Origin of the sequence: Streptomyces sp. Tu6071, assembly GCF_000213055.1 — a bacterium.
In the GTDB taxonomy this organism is placed as follows: domain Bacteria; phylum Actinomycetota; class Actinomycetes; order Streptomycetales; family Streptomycetaceae; genus Streptomyces; species Streptomyces evansiae.
This window is the reverse complement of the sequence record NZ_CM001165.1, coordinates 3983467-4002581: the sequence shown is the minus strand read 5'-3', so window position 1 is coordinate 4002581 and position 19115 is coordinate 3983467. Positions and strand designations below refer to the sequence as shown.

General features: G+C 74.3%; 18 protein-coding genes and 1 tRNA gene. 15 read left to right on the top strand and 4 right to left on the bottom strand.

Translation table 11 applies throughout. From position 1 onward, the window contains the following. Positions 1–40: 40 nt before the first annotated feature. The 3 genes from STTU_RS16610 (at position 41) to STTU_RS16600 (ending at position 2928) form a co-directional block, all read left to right on the top strand. Positions 41–907, top strand: coding sequence for an SDR family oxidoreductase (locus STTU_RS16610; RefSeq protein ID WP_007824875.1), 867 nt, complete (start codon positions 41–43; stop codon positions 905–907). Between the two features lie 135 nt (positions 908–1042). Beyond that, positions 1043–1339: a type II toxin-antitoxin system VapB family antitoxin gene (locus STTU_RS16605; RefSeq protein ID WP_009067182.1), complete on the top strand. Its 297-nt coding sequence runs from the start codon at positions 1043–1045 to the stop codon at positions 1337–1339. 986 nt (positions 1340–2325) lie between these two features. Next, the gene (locus STTU_RS16600; protein WP_043255424.1) at positions 2326–2928 is read left to right on the top strand and encodes a LytR C-terminal domain-containing protein; all 603 of its coding nucleotides are present in this window, start codon (positions 2326–2328) and stop codon (positions 2926–2928) included. A 555-nt stretch (positions 2929–3483) separates the two neighbouring features. Here STTU_RS16600 and upp read toward each other — a convergent pair. After that, a complete protein-coding gene (upp, locus tag STTU_RS16595) occupies positions 3484–4119 on the bottom strand; it encodes a uracil phosphoribosyltransferase (RefSeq protein WP_007824873.1) in 636 nt (211 codons plus the stop codon). Between the two features lie 109 nt (positions 4120–4228). Here upp and STTU_RS16590 point away from each other — a divergent pair, with 109 nt between their 5' ends. From STTU_RS16590 to STTU_RS16575, 4 genes are all read left to right on the top strand, one after another. Next, positions 4229–4498, top strand: coding sequence for a hypothetical protein (locus STTU_RS16590; RefSeq protein ID WP_007824872.1), 270 nt, complete (start codon positions 4229–4231; stop codon positions 4496–4498). A gap of 754 nt (positions 4499–5252) precedes the next feature. Further along, positions 5253–5819, top strand: a complete 567-nt coding sequence (locus STTU_RS16585; RefSeq protein ID WP_007824871.1) for a hypothetical protein — start codon at positions 5253–5255, stop codon at positions 5817–5819. Between the two features lie 77 nt (positions 5820–5896). After that, positions 5897–6388 (top strand): tRNA adenosine(34) deaminase TadA, encoded by a 492-nt coding sequence (gene tadA, locus STTU_RS16580; protein WP_007824870.1) that lies wholly within the window; start codon positions 5897–5899, stop codon positions 6386–6388. 65 nt (positions 6389–6453) lie between these two features. Continuing rightward, positions 6454–6544, top strand: a tRNA-Ser gene (locus tag STTU_RS16575). A gap of 405 nt (positions 6545–6949) precedes the next feature. Here the strand turns inward: STTU_RS16575 and STTU_RS16570 are convergent. Then, positions 6950–8788: a nickel/cobalt transporter gene (locus STTU_RS16570; RefSeq protein WP_007824869.1), complete on the bottom strand. Its 1839-nt coding sequence runs from the start codon at positions 8786–8788 to the stop codon at positions 6950–6952. Positions 8789–9489: 701 nt separating this feature from the next. Here STTU_RS16570 and STTU_RS16565 point away from each other — a divergent pair. The 7 genes from STTU_RS16565 (at position 9490) to STTU_RS16535 (ending at position 16760) form a co-directional block, all read left to right on the top strand. Beyond that, positions 9490–11187 carry a DUF4331 domain-containing protein gene (locus tag STTU_RS16565; protein WP_007824868.1) on the top strand — a complete coding sequence of 566 codons (1698 nt, stop codon included), beginning with the start codon at positions 9490–9492 and terminating at the stop codon, positions 11185–11187. Beyond that, on the top strand, positions 11184–11864 hold the full coding sequence (locus STTU_RS16560; protein ID WP_063894611.1) for a class F sortase: 681 nt from the start codon (positions 11184–11186) through the stop codon (positions 11862–11864). Before STTU_RS16565 ends, STTU_RS16560 begins: the two co-directional genes overlap by 4 nt. A gap of 45 nt (positions 11865–11909) precedes the next feature. After that, entirely contained in the window at positions 11910–13274 is a 1365-nt protein-coding gene (locus STTU_RS16555; RefSeq protein WP_007824866.1) for a tetratricopeptide repeat protein, read from the top strand. Positions 13275–13459: 185 nt separating this feature from the next. Then, positions 13460–14449 carry an aldo/keto reductase gene (locus STTU_RS16550; protein WP_007824865.1) on the top strand — a complete coding sequence of 330 codons (990 nt, stop codon included), beginning with the start codon at positions 13460–13462 and terminating at the stop codon, positions 14447–14449. Between the two features lie 541 nt (positions 14450–14990). Beyond that, positions 14991–15230, top strand: a complete 240-nt coding sequence (locus STTU_RS16545; protein WP_007824863.1) for a hypothetical protein — start codon at positions 14991–14993, stop codon at positions 15228–15230. A gap of 89 nt (positions 15231–15319) precedes the next feature. Beyond that, complete coding sequence (locus tag STTU_RS16540) at positions 15320–16174, top strand: helix-turn-helix domain-containing protein (protein ID WP_007824861.1); 855 nt, start codon at positions 15320–15322, stop codon at positions 16172–16174. A gap of 196 nt (positions 16175–16370) precedes the next feature. Continuing rightward, the gene (locus STTU_RS16535) at positions 16371–16760 is read left to right on the top strand and encodes a hypothetical protein (protein ID WP_007824860.1); all 390 of its coding nucleotides are present in this window, start codon (positions 16371–16373) and stop codon (positions 16758–16760) included. Positions 16761–16772: 12 nt separating this feature from the next. Here STTU_RS16535 and STTU_RS16530 read toward each other — a convergent pair whose 3' ends face one another. Together STTU_RS16530 and STTU_RS16525 are read right to left on the bottom strand one after the other, a co-directional pair. Then, positions 16773–17255, bottom strand: coding sequence for a hypothetical protein (locus STTU_RS16530; protein WP_043255421.1), 483 nt, complete (start codon positions 17253–17255; stop codon positions 16773–16775). Between the two features lie 809 nt (positions 17256–18064). Then, a complete protein-coding gene (locus STTU_RS16525) occupies positions 18065–18514 on the bottom strand; it encodes a helix-turn-helix domain-containing protein (protein ID WP_007824858.1) in 450 nt (149 codons plus the stop codon). A gap of 257 nt (positions 18515–18771) precedes the next feature. Between STTU_RS16525 and STTU_RS16520 the strand changes: the two genes are divergently transcribed. Next, positions 18772–19041: a WhiB family transcriptional regulator gene (locus STTU_RS16520; RefSeq protein WP_043255419.1), complete on the top strand. Its 270-nt coding sequence runs from the start codon at positions 18772–18774 to the stop codon at positions 19039–19041. The last annotated feature ends 74 nt before the right edge of the window (positions 19042–19115 follow it).

Here is a 19115-nt window from a genome sequence, read left to right as displayed (position 1 = left end):
GTGTGCATGTTAGCGACGATATCGCCTCAGGAGGACACTCATGATCATCGTGACCGGAGCCACTGGGCAGCTCGGCCGCCCGCTCGTCGAACAGTTGCTGCGGCGCGTTCCCGCCGAGCGCGTCGGGGTCAGCGTGCGCAGCCCCGAGAAGCTCGCGGACCTCGCGGCGCGAGGCGTACGAGTGCGGCGCGGCGACTTCGCCGAGCCCGAGAGCCTGGCGCACGCCTTCGAGGGAGCCAGTCAGCTTCTGCTCGTGTCGGTGGACGCGACGGGCCCCGAGGCCGTCGCGCGGCACGCGGCGGCGATCGACGCGGCGCGCGCGGCCGGCGTCGGGCGCGTGCTGTACACGAGCCACCAGGGCGTCTCGCCCACCTCCCCCTTCCCGCCCATGCCCGATCACGCGGTGACCGAGAAGCTGCTCGCCGAGAGCGGCATCGCCTACACCTCGCTGCGCAACGGCTTCTACGCGTCCACGACTCTCCAGCTCCTCGGTGACGCGCTGGACAGCGGAAAGCTGTACGCGCCGGAGGACGGCCCGGTCTCCTGGACCACACATGCCGATCTCGCCGAGGCGGCGGCCGTGATCCTGGCCGACGGGGAACGTGGCGAGGCGCCGTTCGACGGCCCGACCCCCGCCCTCACCGGGCCCCGGGCCCTCGATCTCTCCGACGTGGCACGCATCGCGGGGGAGGTCACCGGGCGCCCGGTCGAGCGGATCGTCGTGCCCGACGACCAGTGGCGGGAACAGCTCATCGAGCATGGGGTGCCGGAGCCACAGGCAGACCTGCTGCTCGGCCTCTTCCGGGCGAGCCGGGCGAAGGAGTTCGCCGAGACGGGGCCGACGCTCGGTGAGCTGCTCGGCCGTGAACCGCTCGACCTGCACGGTTTTCTGACGGAGAGCCTGTGAAGGCGATGTGAATACACGGGGTGACAACTCGGCCCGTACGGGATACGTGCACGAAACGTAGGGGAATCGGTCGCGGCGGGCCGTAAACCGCCCGCTCGGCTGCGCCTCGGGGACGCGGCCCGGTAGGCTTTCCGTGTGATCTTCAAGCGCATCGGAAACGGCCGGCCGTACCCCGATCACGGCCGGGAAAGCACCCGGCAGTGGGCGGACGTCGCACCGCGTCCGGTCCGCCTCGACCAGCTCGTCACCACTAAGGGACAGCTGGACCTGGAGACCCTGCTCGCCGAGGACTCCACCTTCTACGGCGACCTCTTCGCGCACGTCGTGAAGTGGCGCGGCGATCTGTACCTGGAGGACGGACTCCACCGCGCGGTCCGCGCGGCGCTCCAGCAGCGGCAGGTGCTGCACGCGCGCGTGCTGGAGATGGACTGAGGGGTCTCGCGGCGCGCGTCGGAGGCGGTACCTCGGTTGGGGGTACCCACGGCGGAGTGCTCGGGCGGGGCTTCCCGGCGCGGGGCGTGGGGCTTTTCGGTGGGCTGCTGAGCGTCGGGCGGGTAGGACGCGCCGCTTCCCCGGGAGATGGCACGTGCGGCTTTCCGGCAGGCTGCGGGCTGGACTTCCCGGCGGGCAACCGGCTTCCGCAAGGCGGGCAAGCTGGCTTCCGCAGGGCGGGCAAGCTGGCTTCCGCAGGGCGGGCAAGCTGGCTTCCGCAGGGCGGTGGGCTGGCTCCCACAAGGCGGCGGTGGGCCGAGCGTCGCGCTGGTGGGCGCGGGAGGCTTCCGGGAGGCGGCGGACACGGCGCACGCACCGGCTTCCCGGCGGGCAGCAGGCTGCACTTTGCGCTGGGCGGCGCTGAACAGGGGCGCACACGGCACACGGCACACGGCACACGGCACACGGCACACGGCACACGGCACACGGCACACGGCACACGGCACACGGCACACGGCACACGGCAGTATGAGCGCTGGGCAGGTACTGCGGTATGTCCCGAGTCGGCGTCGAGGCGTCCGCCTCCGGCACTGGACGTGCCTACCGGCTGACTCTGGACGCCCGCCAACCGGCGACGCGCGTGCGCGAGCCAGCTCTCCTGACAGCGGCACCCGGCGCCGGCCGGGCGGCTCCGGACGTGCACCGGCAGACATCCGGCGTTTCCCGCCAGCGGCCGGGCCGCCGGTCTCCAGCCGGGGCCTTCCCGCCGGGGCCTTCCGGCCGGGCTCGTTCCGCCGGGCTCGTTCGGCCGGGCTCGTTCCGCCGGGCTCGTTCCGCCGGGCTCGTTCCGCCGGGCTCGTTCCGCCGGGCTCGTTCCGCCGTTCGGGTTGCTCCGGGTGATCTGCACCCAAGTGGATGATCATTAAGTAGGCATGGCTCGCGGGCCGCACTACGCTGCGTGTATGAGCATGCTCACACCTCCCGGCATGGGCGGCAAGTACCGCATCACGGGGGACAAGTACCCCCATATGCGGCGCCCCCGCAAACGCGGCAGGCTCGTGGCGGTGATCGTCGCCTCGGCCGCTGTCCTCGGTCTGCTCGGCTGGGGTTCGCTCCAGCTCTTCGACGTGTTCTCCGGCGGCGGTACGGCGACGGCGGCAGCCGGGCCCAAGCACTGTGCCCGCCCCTCGGCCGAACCCGCGCGGGTGTCGAAGCTGCCCGCGCCGAAAGCGGTCAAGGTCAACGTCCTCAACGCGACGACCCGCTCGGGGCTCGCGAAGGAGACGGCGGACGAGTTGAAGAAGCGGGGCTTCACGATCGGCGAGGTCGGCAACGCGCCGGCCGCGTACGACAAGAAGGTGAAGACGGCGGGGCTGCTGATCGGGCCGAAGAGCGCGGCGGACAGTTCGCTGAAGGTCCTCGGGACGCAGTTCGCCGGGGCCGGGACGCGGACCGACGCGCGGAAGGGGGCGGCGCTGGATCTCGTGATCGGGGACGGCTTCACGAAGCTGACCGCTCCCGGCACGGCCGAGAAGGCGCTTGCCGCCCTGCAGCGGGGGCCCGCCGAGTCGGCGAAGCCGAAGTGTTGACGGGCGGGGTTTACCGGGGCGGGCCGACCGGCCCCTCGGGACCTCGGCGCCCCCTGGCCCCGGCCGGGCGGCCTTTCGGGTCGACCGGACCGGGCCGCTGAGGAACCACAACCTCAGGGCCGGACCGCTGGGGGGCCGCCACGACGTCAGGACCGGGCCGACTGAGGGCCGTCATGGCTGAAGGGCCGGGCGACCTGAGGGCCGTCACGGCCGCCGTGGCCGAAGGGCCGGGCGACCTGAGAGCCGTCACGGCCGTCATGGCCGAAGGGCCGGGCGACCTGAGGGCCGCCCTCGGCCTCCGGGCAGGACCGCTGAGAGCGTCGCGCTCTCCACGCCGGGCCACCCGAGGGCCCCACGGCCTCCGAGCCCGGCCCCCGGGCCTGACCGCTGAAAGCGTCGCAACCTCCGGTCCAGCCGACTGAGAACGCCGCGCTCCCGGGCCCGACCGAGTGCCCGTCCGGGCGCGGCCCCAAAGGGACCCAGGCCCGGACCCCGCTCACCCTGAGCCGCCGGAAGGGCTCGGAGACGGAGCCCGGACCGACGGGTGTTGCCTATCTACTCCGCAGCGCCGTACATGCGGTCGCCCGCGTCGCCGAGGCCGGGGACGATGTAGCCGTTCTCGTTGAGGTGCTGGTCGACCGAGGCGGTGACGACGGTGACGGGCGTGCCCGCGAGTTCGCGTTCCATGATCTCGACGCCCTCGGGGGCGGCGAGGAGGACGACGGCCGTCACGTCGTCGGCGCCGCGCGCGATGAGTTCCTTGATCGCGGCGACGAGGGTGCCGCCGGTGGCGAGCATCGGGTCGAGTACGTAGACCTGGCGGCCCGAGAGGTCCTCGGGCATGCGGGTCGCGTACGTCGACGCCTGGAGGGTCTCCTCGTTGCGGACCATGCCGAGGAAGCCGACCTCGGCGGTGGGCAGCAGGCGGACCATGCCGTCGAGCATGCCGAGCCCCGCGCGCAGGATCGGGACGACCATCGGGCGCGGGTACGAGAGCTTCACGCCGGTGGTCCGGGCCACGGGGGTGTCCAGGTCGACCTGGTCCGTGCGCACGTCCCGCGTGGCCTCGTAGGCGAGCAGGGTGACCAGTTCGTCGGCGAGGCGCCGGAAGGTGGCCGAATCGGTGCGCTTGTCGCGCAGCGTGGTGAGCTTGTGCGCCACCAGGGGGTGGTCGACGACGTGAATCCGCATCTCACCACAGTAACCGGACGCCCCCGGGGCACCCGACCGGCATCAAAGCCCCCTGCCCGGGGAACCGAAGGGACACAAGGGCGCGGGGTGCCCACCGCGGCGGAGGACGGTGACGGACGGCATGACGGAGGCAGCGGTACGTGACGGAGAGGAGCCGCGCCGCGAGCGGGACACCCTGGGCGGCGAGGCCGGGCTCCCGGAGCCGCGCGCCGAGGAGGCCCCCGTACCCCCGCCGGACCGGGAGCGGCGCCGCCGTCGCGCGGAGTTCCTGCGCGACCTGAAGGAGGCCCGGGAACTGCGCGAACGGGTTCAGCCGCGCCGGGCCCGCGCGGCACGGATGCGGCGCCAGCAATTGCGGATGCGCAGCTTCCGGTGGTGAGAGGGCCGCGGCGGACCCGTACGCGCACCCGCCACGGGCGCCCGCGCCCAGACCCCACCCCGCACCACATCGACGCCCGCACCCGCTGGCCCGCAAGCCCGTCAGCCCGCAGGCCCGCAGGCCCGCAGCCCGCCAGCGGGACCCGAGCCCCGCCCGATCCCGGCCGCGCCCACCGGCCCACAGGCGTCACCCCCTCCCGCAGCACCCTCGCCGCCCCACGCAGACCTGGCACCGCCCCCGCGCAAACCCGGCACCGCGCAGACCGGCCCCGCCCCACGCAGACCTGGCACCGCCCCCGCGCAAACCCGGCACCGCGCAGACCGGCCCCGCCCCACGCAGACCTGGCCCCACCCCACGCAAACCCGACGCCGCCCCGCGCGAACCCGCCACCGCCCCCGCGCGATCCCGACCGCCACCCCACCCCCGCCGCTCCTCAGGCACGCCCCCTCATCCCCTCCGCCCCCAGCCCCTCCCCCTGTGACGAGCCCCCTCACCCCCCTCCACCCCTCACCCCCTCCCCCGGACCACCCATATGCCGACCCCGTTTCGGCGCGGCCCCTGTTCCTCGGGTGGGCGGGCGGCGCAGACTCGGTGGCGGAGTCGAAGCGGGGTGCGGACACAGAGGCGGGAACACTTCACCCGGCGACCGCGCTTCTGCCACGATTCCGCTGAAGGGGACGGGGACTTCGCACCGCCCTCCGCCCCCGGCCTCAGCCGGGCGACCGGCACCCTCAGAACCAGTGGGAGAGTCACGGTGTACTTCACCGCACTGCTCGCGCGCACCGAAGACGGGTGGGAAGCGAGCGACACGGAGCTGGACGATGTGGAGACCCTGTCCGACCTGACCGATCTGGCCAGGGAGTACGCGGAGAGGACCGGTGCCGAGGACGACACCGTGCTCGTCTACGTGGAGCAGGAGGAGGGGGCCTGGTTCGGCCTCGTCCGGGTCGACGGGGAGGACGATCCCCGCGTCTACGTCTCCGCCGCACAGGCGGCTGCCCGCAGTTCGTACGGGGAGATCCTCCTCACCGACGAACTGCTCGGCCGCGAACCGACCGACGTCGACCCCTCGACCGATCTGGACGCCCTGGACCTCGACGGCACCGAGGAGGGCGACCCCGACCAGGAGGAGGACGCGGACCGCGAGGACTACGGCTCCGCGTCCGCCGACTCCGTACCCCCGGGCCCCGTGGGCGACGCGGAGATCCTCGCCGACCTGGGCATGGCCCCCGCCGACCTGCTCACGGTCGACGAGTCCGACCCGCTCGCCGCGATCGGCGAGGCCCTCGGCATCGGCGAACTGGCGGACGCCGTGCGCTGACCCCCTCGGCACCACCACCGCACCGCCCCGGCGCCGCCGTACGGGTCCCCTCGTACGGCGGCGCTACGGTACGTGCCATGCAGCCCGAGGTACGTGCCGTGCACCCCGATCCCGTACGAGACCCCTGGCGGCCCGCGATGCGCACGGCGCTCGCCGAGGCCGCCGAGGCGGCCCACGCGGGGGAGATCCCGGTGGGGGCCGTCGTGCTCGACGCGTCCGGTACGGAGCTGGCGCGGGCCCGCAACGAGCGCGAGGCGACGCACGACCCCACCGCGCACGCCGAGGTCCTCGCGCTGCGCCGAGCCGCCGCCGTGCGCGGCGAGTGGCGGCTGACCGGCTGCACGCTCGTCGTGACGCTGGAACCCTGCCCGATGTGCGCGGGCGCGCTCACGCAGTCGCGCGTCGAACGGGTCGTGTACGGGGCGCGCGATCCGAAGGCGGGCGCGGCGGGCTCGCAGTGGGACCTGCTCCGCGACCGCCGCCTCAACCACCGCGCCGAGGTCGTCGAGGGCGTCCTCGCCCCCGAGTCCACGGCCCTCCTGGACGCCTTCTTCACCGCTACCCGCTGAGCCGTTCCCCGGCGGGCGCACAACCGATTTCAAACCACGGCCTTTCATGGGCTAGAGTCTTTCTCGGTAGCGTGTCCGAGCGGCCGAAGGAGCTCGCCTCGAAAGCGAGTGTGGCGTAACCCGTCACCGTGGGTTCAAATCCCACCGCTACCGCCAGCGAGAACCGCCCCCGACCTGGGCAATCAGGTCGGGGGCGGTTTTGCGTTGCCCGCTGGACCCCGGGCCGGGCGGATCTCTCCGCGGTGCCCCGTGGACGTTGCCGGGCAGGCCCCGAGGCCCCCAAGCCGCCCTGGACGACCGGTTGCCGCTCAGCCGGGTCGCCGAGACAAGTGCGCCCTTCGTGATCAGTCGCTCGGCCTCGCCCCGCGCGAGGTCGCGGCCCTCAGCGATCGGTCGGCGGCCGGACAACCCGTCCCGGCGGCAAGGCACTTGCGAGAAGCGGCACCGCTCCACCGGTTTTCGGGCGCCTCAGCGCCAGTGCCCTGTCGGCTCGGGGGCGCCCCGGCCCCTCACCGTCCTCGCCACCGGGCGACCGAGCCGCGACCGCATCCCCTGCGGGGGTCAGAGCACCGGGGGGAGGCTGCGGATGATCAGGCCGAGGCCCACGACGAGGACGAGGGTCGCGGTGAGCAGGGCGGTGTACGGGGCGAGGCGGCGCAGGAGGGCGAAGGCGGGGCGTTCGGCGATCCGCTGCGCGCGCTCGCCGAGGCGGACGAGGAGCAGGCCCACCGCGGTGAGCGTCGCCGCCATGCCCAGCCCGTAGACGAGGACGAGGCTCGCGCCGAAGAGCGTGCGGCCCAGGCCGATGGCGCCGAGCAGCACGACGAGCGCGGACGGGCTCGGCACGAGGCCACCGGCGACCCCCAGGCCGATCAGCCCGCGCAAGCCGAACGGCTGGCCCGCGGCGGGGAGGTCGTGCGTGTGGCTGTGCGGGCCGTGGGTGTGGTCGTGGTGGCCGAACAGACCGTGCCGGTGCGGTTTTTCGGGGGTGTGGGGGCTGCCGTGGTCGTGGGAGTGCGGGTGCACGTGGTCGTGTGCGTGGCCATGCGCGTGCGGGTGATCGTGGGCGTGAGGGTGAGGGTGGTCATGTCCGTGCGGGTGCGCGTGGCCGTGGTCGGGGCTGTCGGTACCGCGGGTGGCCGGGGTTCGCGTCGGCTCGTACGGGGGGCCGGACGGGACCAGCGCCTCGGGGGTGCTCGCCGCCTCGTGCGGCTGGGCGGGGAGCCCGGCCCGTACGTGCGCGACCGCGTGCGCCCGTGCGGCGCGGGCACGACGTACCGCCTCGACCACGAGCATCGCGCCGACCAGCGCCACCAGCGCGCCGCTCACCACCCCGAGCCAGGCGAGGACCGTGTCCCCCGCCAGCCACGAGAAACTCGTGAGGGCCAGTCCGAGGACCACCACCCCCAGGGTGTGGGTGAGCGTCACGGTCGCGCCGACCACCACGGCGTCCCGCGCGCTGCCGCGTCGGCCCGCCAGGTAGGCGGCCATGACCGTCTTGCCGTGGCCGGGCAGGAGCGCGTGCCCGGCGCCGAGGAGCAGCGAGAGGAGGACGGCGAGGAGTCCGACCGTGAGCGTCAGGTCCTGGGTGCCGGTGAGGGCGAGGAGGCGCTGGGACAGGGCCTCGACCTGCGCGGCGGGGCCGTTGCCCAGGGAGGGGGCGGGGGCCTGCGCGCCGCTCGCGCCGTCCGTCGCCGCCCCCGCGACGGCGGTGAGCCGCGCGCTCGTGTCGCCCCGGGGGGTGGAGAGCAAGTCCCGTGGGTAGTCGCGCAGTTCCTTGCTGGGGGAGGTGCGGGGCGCGGTGGAGTCGCGCAGCCGCACGCCCTCGCCCTTCGCGGTGATCTCGTGCCAGCCCACGCGTTTCGCGTCGTCGCCCGTGCGCACGTTCAGGCGCACCGGCTCGGTGCCGATGGTCAGCGGGGCGTTCATGCGGCATTCGAGACGGCCGGTGCGCAGCCCGCCCTGGCCCGCCGCGTAGGCGAAGCGCGCCGAGGTCACGCGCCAGGAGAGCCGGTCCGGCGCCGACACGTCCAGGGTGCGCGCGGCGTCGGCGCAGCGGTTCGCGGCCCAGGCCGCCCGTTCCCCGGCGTCCGCCGTGCCGTCGCCGTCCGTGTCGAGGGAGGGCGCCGCCTGGAGGGTGGGGATCTCGGCGGTGTCGGTGACGCGGAGGGCGTCCACGCGGTCGGGGCGCAGGGTGAGGCCCGTGTACTCGTTGACCGAGAAGTTGCCGAGGGGGTGCGCCTCGGCGGCCGGGGCCGCCCCGCACCACAGCCCGAGCCCCGCGACGACGGCGAACACGCGACGGGCGCGGCGGAAACGGGAGGTGCGGGCGGCGCGGGTGGAGAGGCGGGCGCGGGAGGAGGGGCGGGGCGGGGCGGCGGGGCTGAGGGGCGGGGACATGCTGTGCGGCTCCGGCGATCGACGGGCTGGGGCTGAGACGTAGGGGACCGCCCGGGACAGCACCACTGGCGCGGACGGATCGGCGGCCGGGGTCCCGGGGCGGGCGAGGGCGGCGGTACGCGATCCGCCGGGCCGTCGTCACGGACGGAGCCACATCCGTACCCGCGACGGCCCTGCCCGGCCCGGCCCACCGGGGCCGCCACCCACCCGGACCAGCACTTGCCACGCGACAGCCCAGTGGCCGCTCCGCGCGCGGCCCCCGCGCTCCGCCCTCGCGACCGTCCGCACCGCGAATCGTCCGCACCCGGGACCGACCTCCCCGGCGACCGACCCCGCCCCGCGCGACCGGACCCCACCCCGCGGCAGTCCCCGCCCCGCGCCACCGGCCCCACCCCGCCACCGGCCGCCCCGCACGCCCCCGCCCCACCTCTCCCGGCCGTAGGGCCGCTCGGGTTGCGCTCCTCCCGTTCGGCCCCACGTCGTTGCGGCGGCCGTGCACCCGTGGTGCTCTATGGGTGGCTTTGCGTCACATAACCGGATTATCTGTTTCGCCCTATACCGCCCGTCGCCCGTCGTCCGTCATCAGTCGTTCGTCGTACGGACTGCGCGCGGGTCCGGTGTGCCCGAGCCACCACAGTTCACCTCTGTCCGCTCGCCCTCACCCCTCGGACGGCTCGCGGCTCCACCCGGAACGGATGGCCATGCAGTCCTCTCCCACGACGCGTCCCCGTCGGGCCCGTACGCTCTCCAAGCGCGCCGAGCGCGTCCTCGCCTGCGCGGGCACGCTCTCGCTCGTGACCGCCGCGGCGGTCACCGGTCTCGCGCCCACGAACAGTGCGGCGTCCAGCCACCGCGAGGCCCCGCTCACCTCGGGCGACCCGAAGGCCGACAACACCGACGTGTACGCCTTCACCAGCCCCGACAAGCCGGACACCGTCACCCTGGTGGCGAACTGGATTCCCTTCGAGGAACCGAACGGGGGCCCGAACTTCTACCCCTTCGCCAACGACGCGCGCTACAACATCAAGATCGACGCGGACGGCGACGGCAAGCCCGACACCACGTACACGTGGAAGTTCACCGACCACGTACGGGACGCGGCCAACCAGTTCCTGTACAACACCGGCGTCGTGAACTCCGTGCACGACAAGACGCTCAACTTCCGTCAGACGTACACGCTGACCTCGACGGACGCGCACGGCAACACGACGACGCTCGTCGAGGACGCCCCCGCCGCGCCCTCCAACGTCGGCAAGGCGTCGATGCCCGACTACGCCGCGCTGCGCGAGCAGGCGATCGTCGGGCTCCCCGACGGCGGCCAGACCTACGCCGGGCAGGCGTCCGACCCGTTCTTCCTCGACCTGCGGATCTTCGACCTGCTCTACGGGGGCAACCTCAAGGAGACCGGTCACAACACGCTCGCCGGGTACAACGTCAACACCATCGCCCTCCAGGTGCCGAAGAAGTCCGTGGCCCTCAACGGCGACCACAGCCGCAACCCCGTGATCGGCGTGTGGTCGACGACCGACCGGCAGGGCACGGCCGTCGCGGGCGCGCAGGGCAAGGGCAGCGAGGGCACACCCGCCCCGCGCGCCAAGGAGGTGCCCGCCGACGACGGCAAGCGCCGCGAGGACGGCATGGGCCACCACGACACCGGCTGGCGCCAGGTCTCGCGCCTCGGCAACCCGCTCGTCAACGAGGTCGTCGTCCCGCTCAAGTACAAGGACGCCTTCAACGCCCTCACCCCCGACCTCGACCACACCGTCACCCCGGTCGTCGACAAGGTGAAGGACCCGATCGTCCCGAAGCTCATCCAGAAGATCTACGGCGTCCCCGCGCCCGCGACCCCGCGCAATGACCTCGTCGAGATCTTCCTCACCGGCATCTGCAAGGCGTGCGGCCCGATCAAGGCCGACCTCAACTCGCAGCTCCTCAACGCCGACGCCGACAAGAAGGCGTTCGTCCCCGCCGAGGAACTGCGCCTGAACATGGCGGTGCCGCCCACCGCGAAGCCCAACCGCCTCGGCGTCCTCGGCAACGACCTCGCGGGCTTCCCCAACGGCCGCCGTCTCGACGACGACGTCGTCGACATCGAGCTCCAGGCCCTCGAAGGCGCCGCCCAGACCGGGAAGATCGTCCCGGCGCTCGCGGCGGGCGACGCAGTGGACACCCCCTACCGCCAGCCGGGCGCGAGCTTCCCGTACGTCGCGCTCCCCAACACGGCGGCCGTCAACCAGGCCGACTCGCTGCACCCCGAGGGCGGCGTCGGCGCCGGTCTCGGCGGTACGGCCGCCGGCGACGGCTTCCCCGTGCTGCCCGTCACCGTCGCGGGCGGCGGCGCGCTCCTCGCGTGCGCCGGGGCCCTGGCCCTGCGCCGCAGGCGCGCCGAGCGGGCATGACCGGTCCGCACCCCGAGCGGCGCCCGCCCTCCCTCGCGGAGGGCGGGCGCCCGTCCCGCTGGTGGCTGGGAGCAGCCGCACTGTGCCTCGGTGCCGCCGTCGCCGCAGGCGCCGGGGCCGCGGCCCTCGTCGAGCCGCGGCCCCGCGAGGTCCACGTGCGCGAGGCGGGCACCGTCCCCGTCCCCACGGACGCGGCACCGGCCACGCGCGCCCCCGCCTCCGCCACCGCCCGGCCCGCCGCGCCCGTCCGCGTCCGCATCCCCTCCATCAACCTCGACGAACGGCTCACCGGGCTGCGCGTCCAGCAGGACGGGCACCTCGCCGTGCCCACCGACCCCGCGCGGGCGGGCTGGTGGAGCGACGGGCCGCGCCCCGGCGAGAACGGCGCCGCCGTCCTCGTCGGCCACCTCGACTCGGAGAAGGGCCCGGCGGCCTTCTACAACGTCGCCTCACTGCGCCCCGGCGCCCGCGTCACTGTCACGCGCGCCGACGGGAGCACCGTCGCCTTCGTCGTCCGGGCCCTGCGCCAGTACGAGAAGAACGCCGTCCCCGACAGCCAGGTCTACGCGACCAGCGGGCCGCCCGCGCTGCGCCTCATCACGTGCGGCGGAGCCTACGAGGGCCCGGGGCGCGGCTACCAGGACAACGTCGTCGTCTTCGCGGCACTGGCCGACTGAGTTCCCGTCACCCTCGCCTTCCCTCCCACCCTTTGGAGCACGCACGTGAGCGGCCCCCGCCCCCACTGGTCCCGTCGGCACCTCGCGACCCTCGTCGCGGTCCCCGCCCTCGGCGTGAGCCTCTTCCTCGCCGGAGGGCTCGGCCTCGCCCCCGAGGAGGCGGCCCGCCCCGCCCACGCCCCCGCCGGGCCCCCCGTGCCGCGGACGGCGGCCCGCGCGACGGACCTGGCCACGCTCCAGGCGCGCGTACGGGACACCCCGCGCGACCCCGAGGCCCTCGGCGCCCTCGGCCTCGCCTACGTGCAGAAGGCCCGTACCAGCGGTGATCCCTCGTACTACCCGAAGGCCGAGGCGGTCCTGCGCCGCTCCCTGGCGGCCGAGAAGACCGACAACTTCACCGCCATGGGCGGCATGGCCGCGCTGGAGGCCGCCCGCCACCGCTTCGCCGACGGCCTCGGCTGGGCCCGCCGCGCCGTCGCGGCGAACCCGTGGAACGCCACCCTGTACGGCACCCTCGCCGACGCCTACACCCAGCTCGGCCGGTACGCCGAAGCCTCCGACGCCGTGCAGCGGATGGTGGACCTCAAGCCCGGCACGCCCTCCTTCGCGCGCGCCTCCTACGCCGCCGAACTGCGCGGCGACACCACCGCGGCGCGCAGCGCGATGCGGCGGGCGCTCGACGCGGCGAACGGCCCCGACGACACCTCCTTCGCCCGCTACTACCTCAGCGAACTCGCCTTCGGCAGCGGGGACGCCGAGACCGCCCTCTCCGAGGCCGAGGCGGGCCTCCGGGCCACCCCCGGCGCCCCCTCACTGCTCCAGGCCAGGGCCCGCGCCCGCGCCGCGCTCGGCCGGGGACAGGCCGCCACCGAGGACCTGAGCAAGGCGGTACAGGCCCTGCCCCTGCCCGAGTACCTCGTCCAGCTCGGCGAGTTGTACGACTCACTCGGCCAACACCGCGAGGCGGAACGCCAGTTCGCCGTCCTCCGCGCCGAACAACGCCTCTTCACCGCCAACGGAGTCGCCCTCGACTCCGACGCGGCCCTCTTCGAGGCCGACCACGGCGACCCCCGCCGCGCCCTGACCCTCGCCCGCGCCGGGCTGCGCGGCCGCCCCTTCCTCGACTCCCACGACGCCCTCGCCTGGGCCCTCCACAAGAACGGCCGCGACCGCGAAGCCCTCACCGAGGCGGACCGCGCCCTCGCCCTCGGCACCCGCAACGCCCTCTTCACGTACCACCGCGCGATGATCCTCGAGTCGCTCGGCGACAAGGCCGCCGCCCGCACCGGCCTGCGCACGGCCCTCGCGACGAACCCGCACTTCAGCCCCTTGCACGCACCCCTGGCACGGGCGGCGCTGAAGGAGCTGGACCAGCGGGGGGACGGTGCCGGAGGCCCGGCCGGCGCGTGACCGTTGCGCACGGGGCCGCGCGCGAGGCGGCACAGTGCCTCTTGCGGGCGACGCGGCACGGTGCCTTTTGCGGCCGACGCGGCACGGTGCCTCTTGACTTCGAGCGCACTCCATCTCCTAGCGTCATTTCCTGGCACCGGCTGCCCATAACCGGACGAAGGCCACGACGAAAGGCTCGTACGCACATGAAGCAGCGCACACTCGGGGACCTGGAGGTCTCGCCGCTCGGTCTCGGCTGCATGGGGATGTCCGCCTTCTACGGCACCACCGACGAGAAGGAGGGGATCGAGACGATCCACCGCGCCCTCGAACTGGGCGTGGACTTCCTCGACACCGCGCAGATGTACGGCCCGCTCACCAACGAGTCGCTGGTCGGGCGCGCGGTCAAGGGCCACCGCGACGAGTACGTGATCGCCACGAAGTTCAACCTGCGGATGGACGACGCCGTCCCGGGCGACCCGAGCACGGTCGGGCGGCAGGATGGTTCGGCGGAGCACGTGCGCACGTCGATCGAGGGCTCGCTCAAGCGGCTCGGGACCGACTACGTGGACCTCTACTACCAGCACCGGGTCGACCCCAATGTACCGATCGAGGAGACGGTCGGGGCGCTCGCGGAGCTGGTCGCCGAGGGGAAGGTCCGCCACATCGGGCTGAGCGAGGCGAGCGCGCAGACGATCCGGCGCGCGCACGCGGTGCACCCGATCGCGGCCGTGCAGACGGAGTACTCGCTGTGGACCCGCGACCCCGAGGCCGAGGTCCTGCCCACGTGCCGTGAGCTGGGCATCGGCTTCGTGCCGTACTCGCCGCTCGGCCGCGGTTTCCTCGCGGGCAGGTTCTCCTCGCCCGAGGAGCTGGACGAGAACGACTTCCGCCGCCACGGCCCCCGCTTCACCGGCGACAACCTCACCGCGAACCAGCGCCTCGCGGCGAAGGTCAAGGAGATCGCCGCCGAGAAGGACGTCACCCCCGCACAGCTCGCCATCGCCTGGGTCCTGGCCCAGGGCGAGGACCTCGTCCCGATCCCGGGCACGAAGCGCCGCACGTACCTCGAACAGAACGTGGGAGCGCTGGACGTCACGCTCACCTCGGACGAACTCGCCCGCATCGACGCCGAACTGCCGAAGGCGGCGGGCGAGCGGTACGACGAGGCGGGAATGCGCGCGGTCAACCGCTGAGGCGAGGAGCGGCCGGGACCGGACGGGCGAGCCCCGGCCGGGACCGGCGGCTCGCGCCCCGGCAGGCGAGCCCTGGCCGGGACCGGCGGCCCAGACGAGCACCGGTTGGTCCCGGCGGCCCAAAAGAGCACCGGTTGGTCCCGGCGGTCGAGCCCTGGCCGGGCCTCGGCGGGCGAGCGGCAGCGGACAGATCCCGGCGCGCGAGCCGCGGCGGGCAGATCCCGGCGACCCGCGCCCGGTCATCACCTCAAAAGGCCCCGCACCCCTCCCCGTCCTCGCGCAAACCTCCGCAAGCACGCGCCCCCGACCCCGTCTCAGCGCGCGCCGAACCACCCCGCCCCGCCCCGGCGTCCCCGAAACCGCTCTCCCTCATCCGCTGCAAACCCTGCCTTTTCCTCGCAAAAGATCCCGCAAAATCGCGCAAGTACCCCCGGCCTCCACATGCCTTGCGCAAATATGCGCAAGCGACTGGTCGGTGACCGTGCGTCGCGACAATCCTTCCAGGAGTCGGTCACCCCGAGCTTCGAGGGAGTAACTACCCGTGGCCATTCACCTGGTGTGCAAAGACCCCGCGAGCCCGAACAACAACAGCCCCACGCTGTACTACGACGACGAGACGGACACCTTCCTGCTCCAGTCCTGGATCGTCCAGGACGCCAGCCGCCTGGACTCCCTCTCCGTACCGGACCACGAGACCGTGGTCGAGTTCCCGAAGCGGCTCTTCGCCCTCTTCCCGACCGCGGGAGAGGTCCTGGCCCTCGAACGGAACCGGAAGAACTAGCGGGAATTCAGGCGCCGTTGCGGACAAGCAGGGTGATCCGGGCGACGACGGCTTGGGGCGAGGGCTTTGCGCACGCCAGACTGAACGGCATGTCTTCCTCCTCCGATTTCGACGCCGCACGGATCGCCCTGGGGAACCGCTTACGGGCCCTGCGCAGACAGCGGGGCATCACCGCGAGAGCGCTGGCCGCCGACTGCGGCTGGCACGAGTCGAAGATCAGTCGCGTCGAGAACGGCAAGGCCCTCCCTTCCGTCCAGGACCTCACGAAGTGGACGGAAGCCTGCGGCGCCGCCCCCGGCACCGTCGACGAACTCGTCGCCATGGCACAGAACATCGAGCTTCTGTACGTCGAATGGCGCCACCTGGAGCGCAACGGTCTGCGCCGCGCGCACGACCGCACCCGCCCCCTGTGGAGCGCCACCCAGCGCTTCAAGAGCTACAGCCAGTGCCTGCTGCCCGGCATCCTCCAGACCGAGTCCTACACGCGCGCCGTCCTGACGGCGATCCGCGACCGGCGCGCCGTCCCGGACGACCTGGAGGAGACCGTACGGGCGCGCAGGGAACGGCAGCAGATCCTCAAGGACGGCGGCAAGCGCTTCGCCATCGTCCTGGAGGAGGCCGCCCTGCACTACCGGCTCGGCGACCGCCAGGTCATGGTCGAGCAGTTGAGCCGGCTCATCACCGTCTCGGCCTACACGAACGTGAGCCTCGGCATCATCCCCCGGACCGCCCTGCGCGCCGGGATGTGGCCCGTCGAGGACTTCTGGCTCTTCGACGACCGCGAGGCGAGCGTCGAGACCGTCTCCGCTCTCCTGACCCTCAAGCAGCGCACCGAAGTCGCCCTCTACCAGGACGCGTTCACGCGCCTGCACAAGCTCGCGCTGCACGGCAGCGACGCCTTTCCCCTGATCATGGCGGCCCTCCCGAAGGACCCGCGCGAGTAGCACTCCCGCGACGACGGGCCGCCGCGAAACCCGCGCGGCTGGAGGCCCGTTGTTCCCCTCGTTCCCCCGTACGCACCGCGCACGACGTCGCGCGCGGGCCGTCCGCCCCGCCTTCCCCCGGCCGCACGGACACGAGACTCCTTACCCAAAGCGCGCTCGGCGCAGAGCCGTTGTCTCCAGCGCGGTCTGCGCGACGGTGCTCGTCGCGCTCGCGGGCGCGGGGAGCGGCGAGGGTACGGGGCCGTCCGGCGGCGCGGACGGGACGCGCGAGACCTTGCGCCGGGTACTGGAGCGGGAGCGGCTGTCCGGCGAACACGTCCGCCGCAGCGGTGTCACCCACGCCGGGAGCGTCACCCGCATCACTCTGGACGGCGCGCGGCCCGGCGGTGAGGAACTCGTCCTGCTGTGCCGCGGCGGCGGCGTGCTGGAGCTCGGGACGGAGCCCGCCCAGCCGCTCGGCACCTCGGCCCGGAGCTGCGCGGGAGCGGTGACGCGGCTGCGTGCCCGCGGGACCACGACCATCGAGATGCGCGCCGATGAGGGCACTGGAGACGTGGCCTGGGCGGTGGCCTCGTACCGGCGCTGAGCGGCCGCCCGCTCAGCTCTCCCCCTCCTCCCCGGTACCGCGCGGGCGGAGTCCGGGCTGGCGGGGGATCGTGGGGACCTTCGAGCGGCGGCTCTTGGGGGCGAGTGCGGGGCGGTGCGAGGCGGCGGGCGCGGAGCGGACCCCGGGCGGGTCCGCCTCCTGCGGCGGGGATTCGGCCGGGGCCTCGCGGCGGCGGAAGGGGATGATCGCGGCTTGGCCCGGAGTACGGGCGGGCGGCCGGGGCGCGAGGGTGCGGTGCTCGGCGGCAGCGTCGCGCCAGCCGCTGCCGTACGCGCGGAACTCGCGGCGTTCCAGCTCGGTGCGCGGCAGCAGGACCAGGTCCTCGGGGGCGTGGCCCTCCAAGAGGGTGGCGAGGGTCGCGAGGAGGGAGGGCAGTCCGCCCGGCTCCGTCCCCGCCACCGAAGGGCCCCGGCGGCGGGCGGCGGCACCGTCCGTCTCCGCGACCGGCCGGGAGCCCTGCTCGCTCTCGACCATTGCGTGCGGCTCTTCCTGACGTTCTCGCGCGAGCGCGCCCCGTCCGGCAGCCGGTCCCCGCCCCTCTCCGCCGGAGTCACCGTTTGTCCCGCCGACCCGTACAGGTGACATCCAGTCAATCTATGGGGCACGATTCGATGACAGCTTAGCTTGCCGGATCTTGCGGCGGGTGGGTGCGGACGAGAGCCGGGGAAAGCCCTCTCCCCCGAGGGCGGAGAGGCGGGGAGGGGGGAGGCGCGGGGGCGCTCGGCTGTCGGGGGCGGTGGGGCGTCGGGATGCCGGGACGGTGGGGCGCCGGGACGTCGGGACGGTGGGGCGCCGGGACGGTGGGGCGCCGGGACGTCGGGATGCTGGGGGGTCGGGACGCTGGGGGGTCGGGACGCTGGGCCGCGGGCGTTGGGGCACCGGGCCGCCGGGGCGCCGGGGCGCCGGGGCGCCGGGGCGCCGGGGCGCCGGGGCGCCGGGGCGCCGGGGCGCCGGGGCGCCGGGGCGCCGGGGCGCCGGGGCGCCGGGGCGCCGGGGCGCCGGGGCGCCGGGGCGCCGGGGCGCCGGGGCGCCGGGGCGCCGGGGCGCTGAGGTGCTGGACCGCTTGGGCTGTTGGGCCGCTGCGGTTGCCGGGCCGCTGGGGCGTTGGGGTGGTGGGGTGGTGGGGCGTCCGGGGCCGTTATGCCGCCGGGGCCGCTCAGCCGCTGGGCCCACCGGGTCGGCCGGACCACCACCACCGGGCCACCGGGCCACCAGACCACCGGCCCATCAAGCCTCCGGCCCGCCGGCCGCTCACCACTCGCCCGCTGCGCGCGGCCCCGCGTTCAGCCCCTGCGCTTGCGGCGGGCGGGAAGCTCGCGCGCGGTGTGCTCCTCGGGGATGAACTGCCCCGCGACCCGCAGGAACATCTCGCGCTGCTCGGGCGGCACGCCGAGCGCGGCGGCGGCCTCCTCCAGGCTCAGCCGCCCCGTACCGGCCCCGGCGCCGCCCTCCTCACCCGCCTCCGGCAGCGGAAGCTCCTCCTCGGTGAGCTGGCCCGAGTGGATCAGCATGTCGCGGACGGGGATGCCGAGCGCGTGCGCGAGCCTGCGCATCGTCTCCAGGTCCGGCATGCTCTGCCGCTGCAACAGCCGGGTGACGGCGGCGCGATGCACGCCGGCCTCGTCGGCGAGGCGTGACTTCCCGCCACCGCGCGGGCTGTCGATGTCATAGCCGCGCCGCCGGATCTCGTCCTCGATCCAGGCCGCGAACCGGTCCAGTTCGTTGACGGTCACGACTGCCTCCCTCCGAAGCGACTCCCAGGCTACCGCGCTTGCCCGCACAGAATTACGCGCTTTCGCGTGCGCAACGTGAAGATCTTGTCGAGGGGGTGAGGGGTGTGACGAGCGCGTGGGAACCGCGAGGCGGGAAGGGTGGCGGCGCGGATTTGTAATTGCGCGTGCGCGCGCAATCTGTCAGGGTGAAGTACACGGCTCCGGTTCTCTCCCGGCTCACCCGTCCCACCCGCCACTCGCGTACCTGGAGCAGCCCGATGGATCTGTCCCTCCTCGCCCTCCCCGCCGAGACCTGGACCCGTTCCGCCGCCTGTCTGGGGCTCCCGCCCGAGGTGGTCTTCGCCCGCCACGAGAAGCTCGCGGCCCCGGCGCTGCGCGCCTGCGCGCGCTGCCCGGTCACGCGCGAGTGCGAGGAGGCCGTGGACCCGGGCGGGCACTGGTTCGACGGGGTGTGCGGGGGACGGCTGTGGCGCAACGGGCGCCCGGTGGAGGCCCGTCGTACGCGAGGCGCCGGGGTGGCGGCGTGAGCGGGGGCCGCGCCCGTACGGGGCGGGATGGTCCGTACCCGCGTCGCGCCCCTACGGAGCGGGACGGCCCGTAC

Coding starts and splice junctions, on each gene's coding strand:
- STTU_RS16560 (WP_063894611.1), top strand. CDS start 11,184: ATGACCGGTCCGCACCCCGAGCGGCGCCCGCCCTCCCTCGCGGAGGGC.
- STTU_RS16570 (WP_007824869.1), bottom strand. CDS start 8,788: ATGTCCCCGCCCCTCAGCCCCGCCGCCCCGCCCCGCCCCTCCTCCCGC.
- STTU_RS16565 (WP_007824868.1), top strand. CDS start 9,490: ATGCAGTCCTCTCCCACGACGCGTCCCCGTCGGGCCCGTACGCTCTCC.
- STTU_RS16550 (WP_007824865.1), top strand. CDS start 13,460: ATGAAGCAGCGCACACTCGGGGACCTGGAGGTCTCGCCGCTCGGTCTC.
- tadA (WP_007824870.1), top strand. CDS start 5,897: ATGCAGCCCGAGGTACGTGCCGTGCACCCCGATCCCGTACGAGACCCC.
- STTU_RS16610 (WP_007824875.1), top strand. CDS start 41: ATGATCATCGTGACCGGAGCCACTGGGCAGCTCGGCCGCCCGCTCGTC.
- STTU_RS16540 (WP_007824861.1), top strand. CDS start 15,320: ATGTCTTCCTCCTCCGATTTCGACGCCGCACGGATCGCCCTGGGGAAC.
- STTU_RS16530 (WP_043255421.1), bottom strand. CDS start 17,255: ATGGTCGAGAGCGAGCAGGGCTCCCGGCCGGTCGCGGAGACGGACGGT.
- upp (WP_007824873.1), bottom strand. CDS start 4,119: ATGCGGATTCACGTCGTCGACCACCCCCTGGTGGCGCACAAGCTCACC.
- STTU_RS16520 (WP_043255419.1), top strand. CDS start 18,772: ATGGATCTGTCCCTCCTCGCCCTCCCCGCCGAGACCTGGACCCGTTCC.
- STTU_RS16600 (WP_043255424.1), top strand. CDS start 2,326: ATGGGCGGCAAGTACCGCATCACGGGGGACAAGTACCCCCATATGCGG.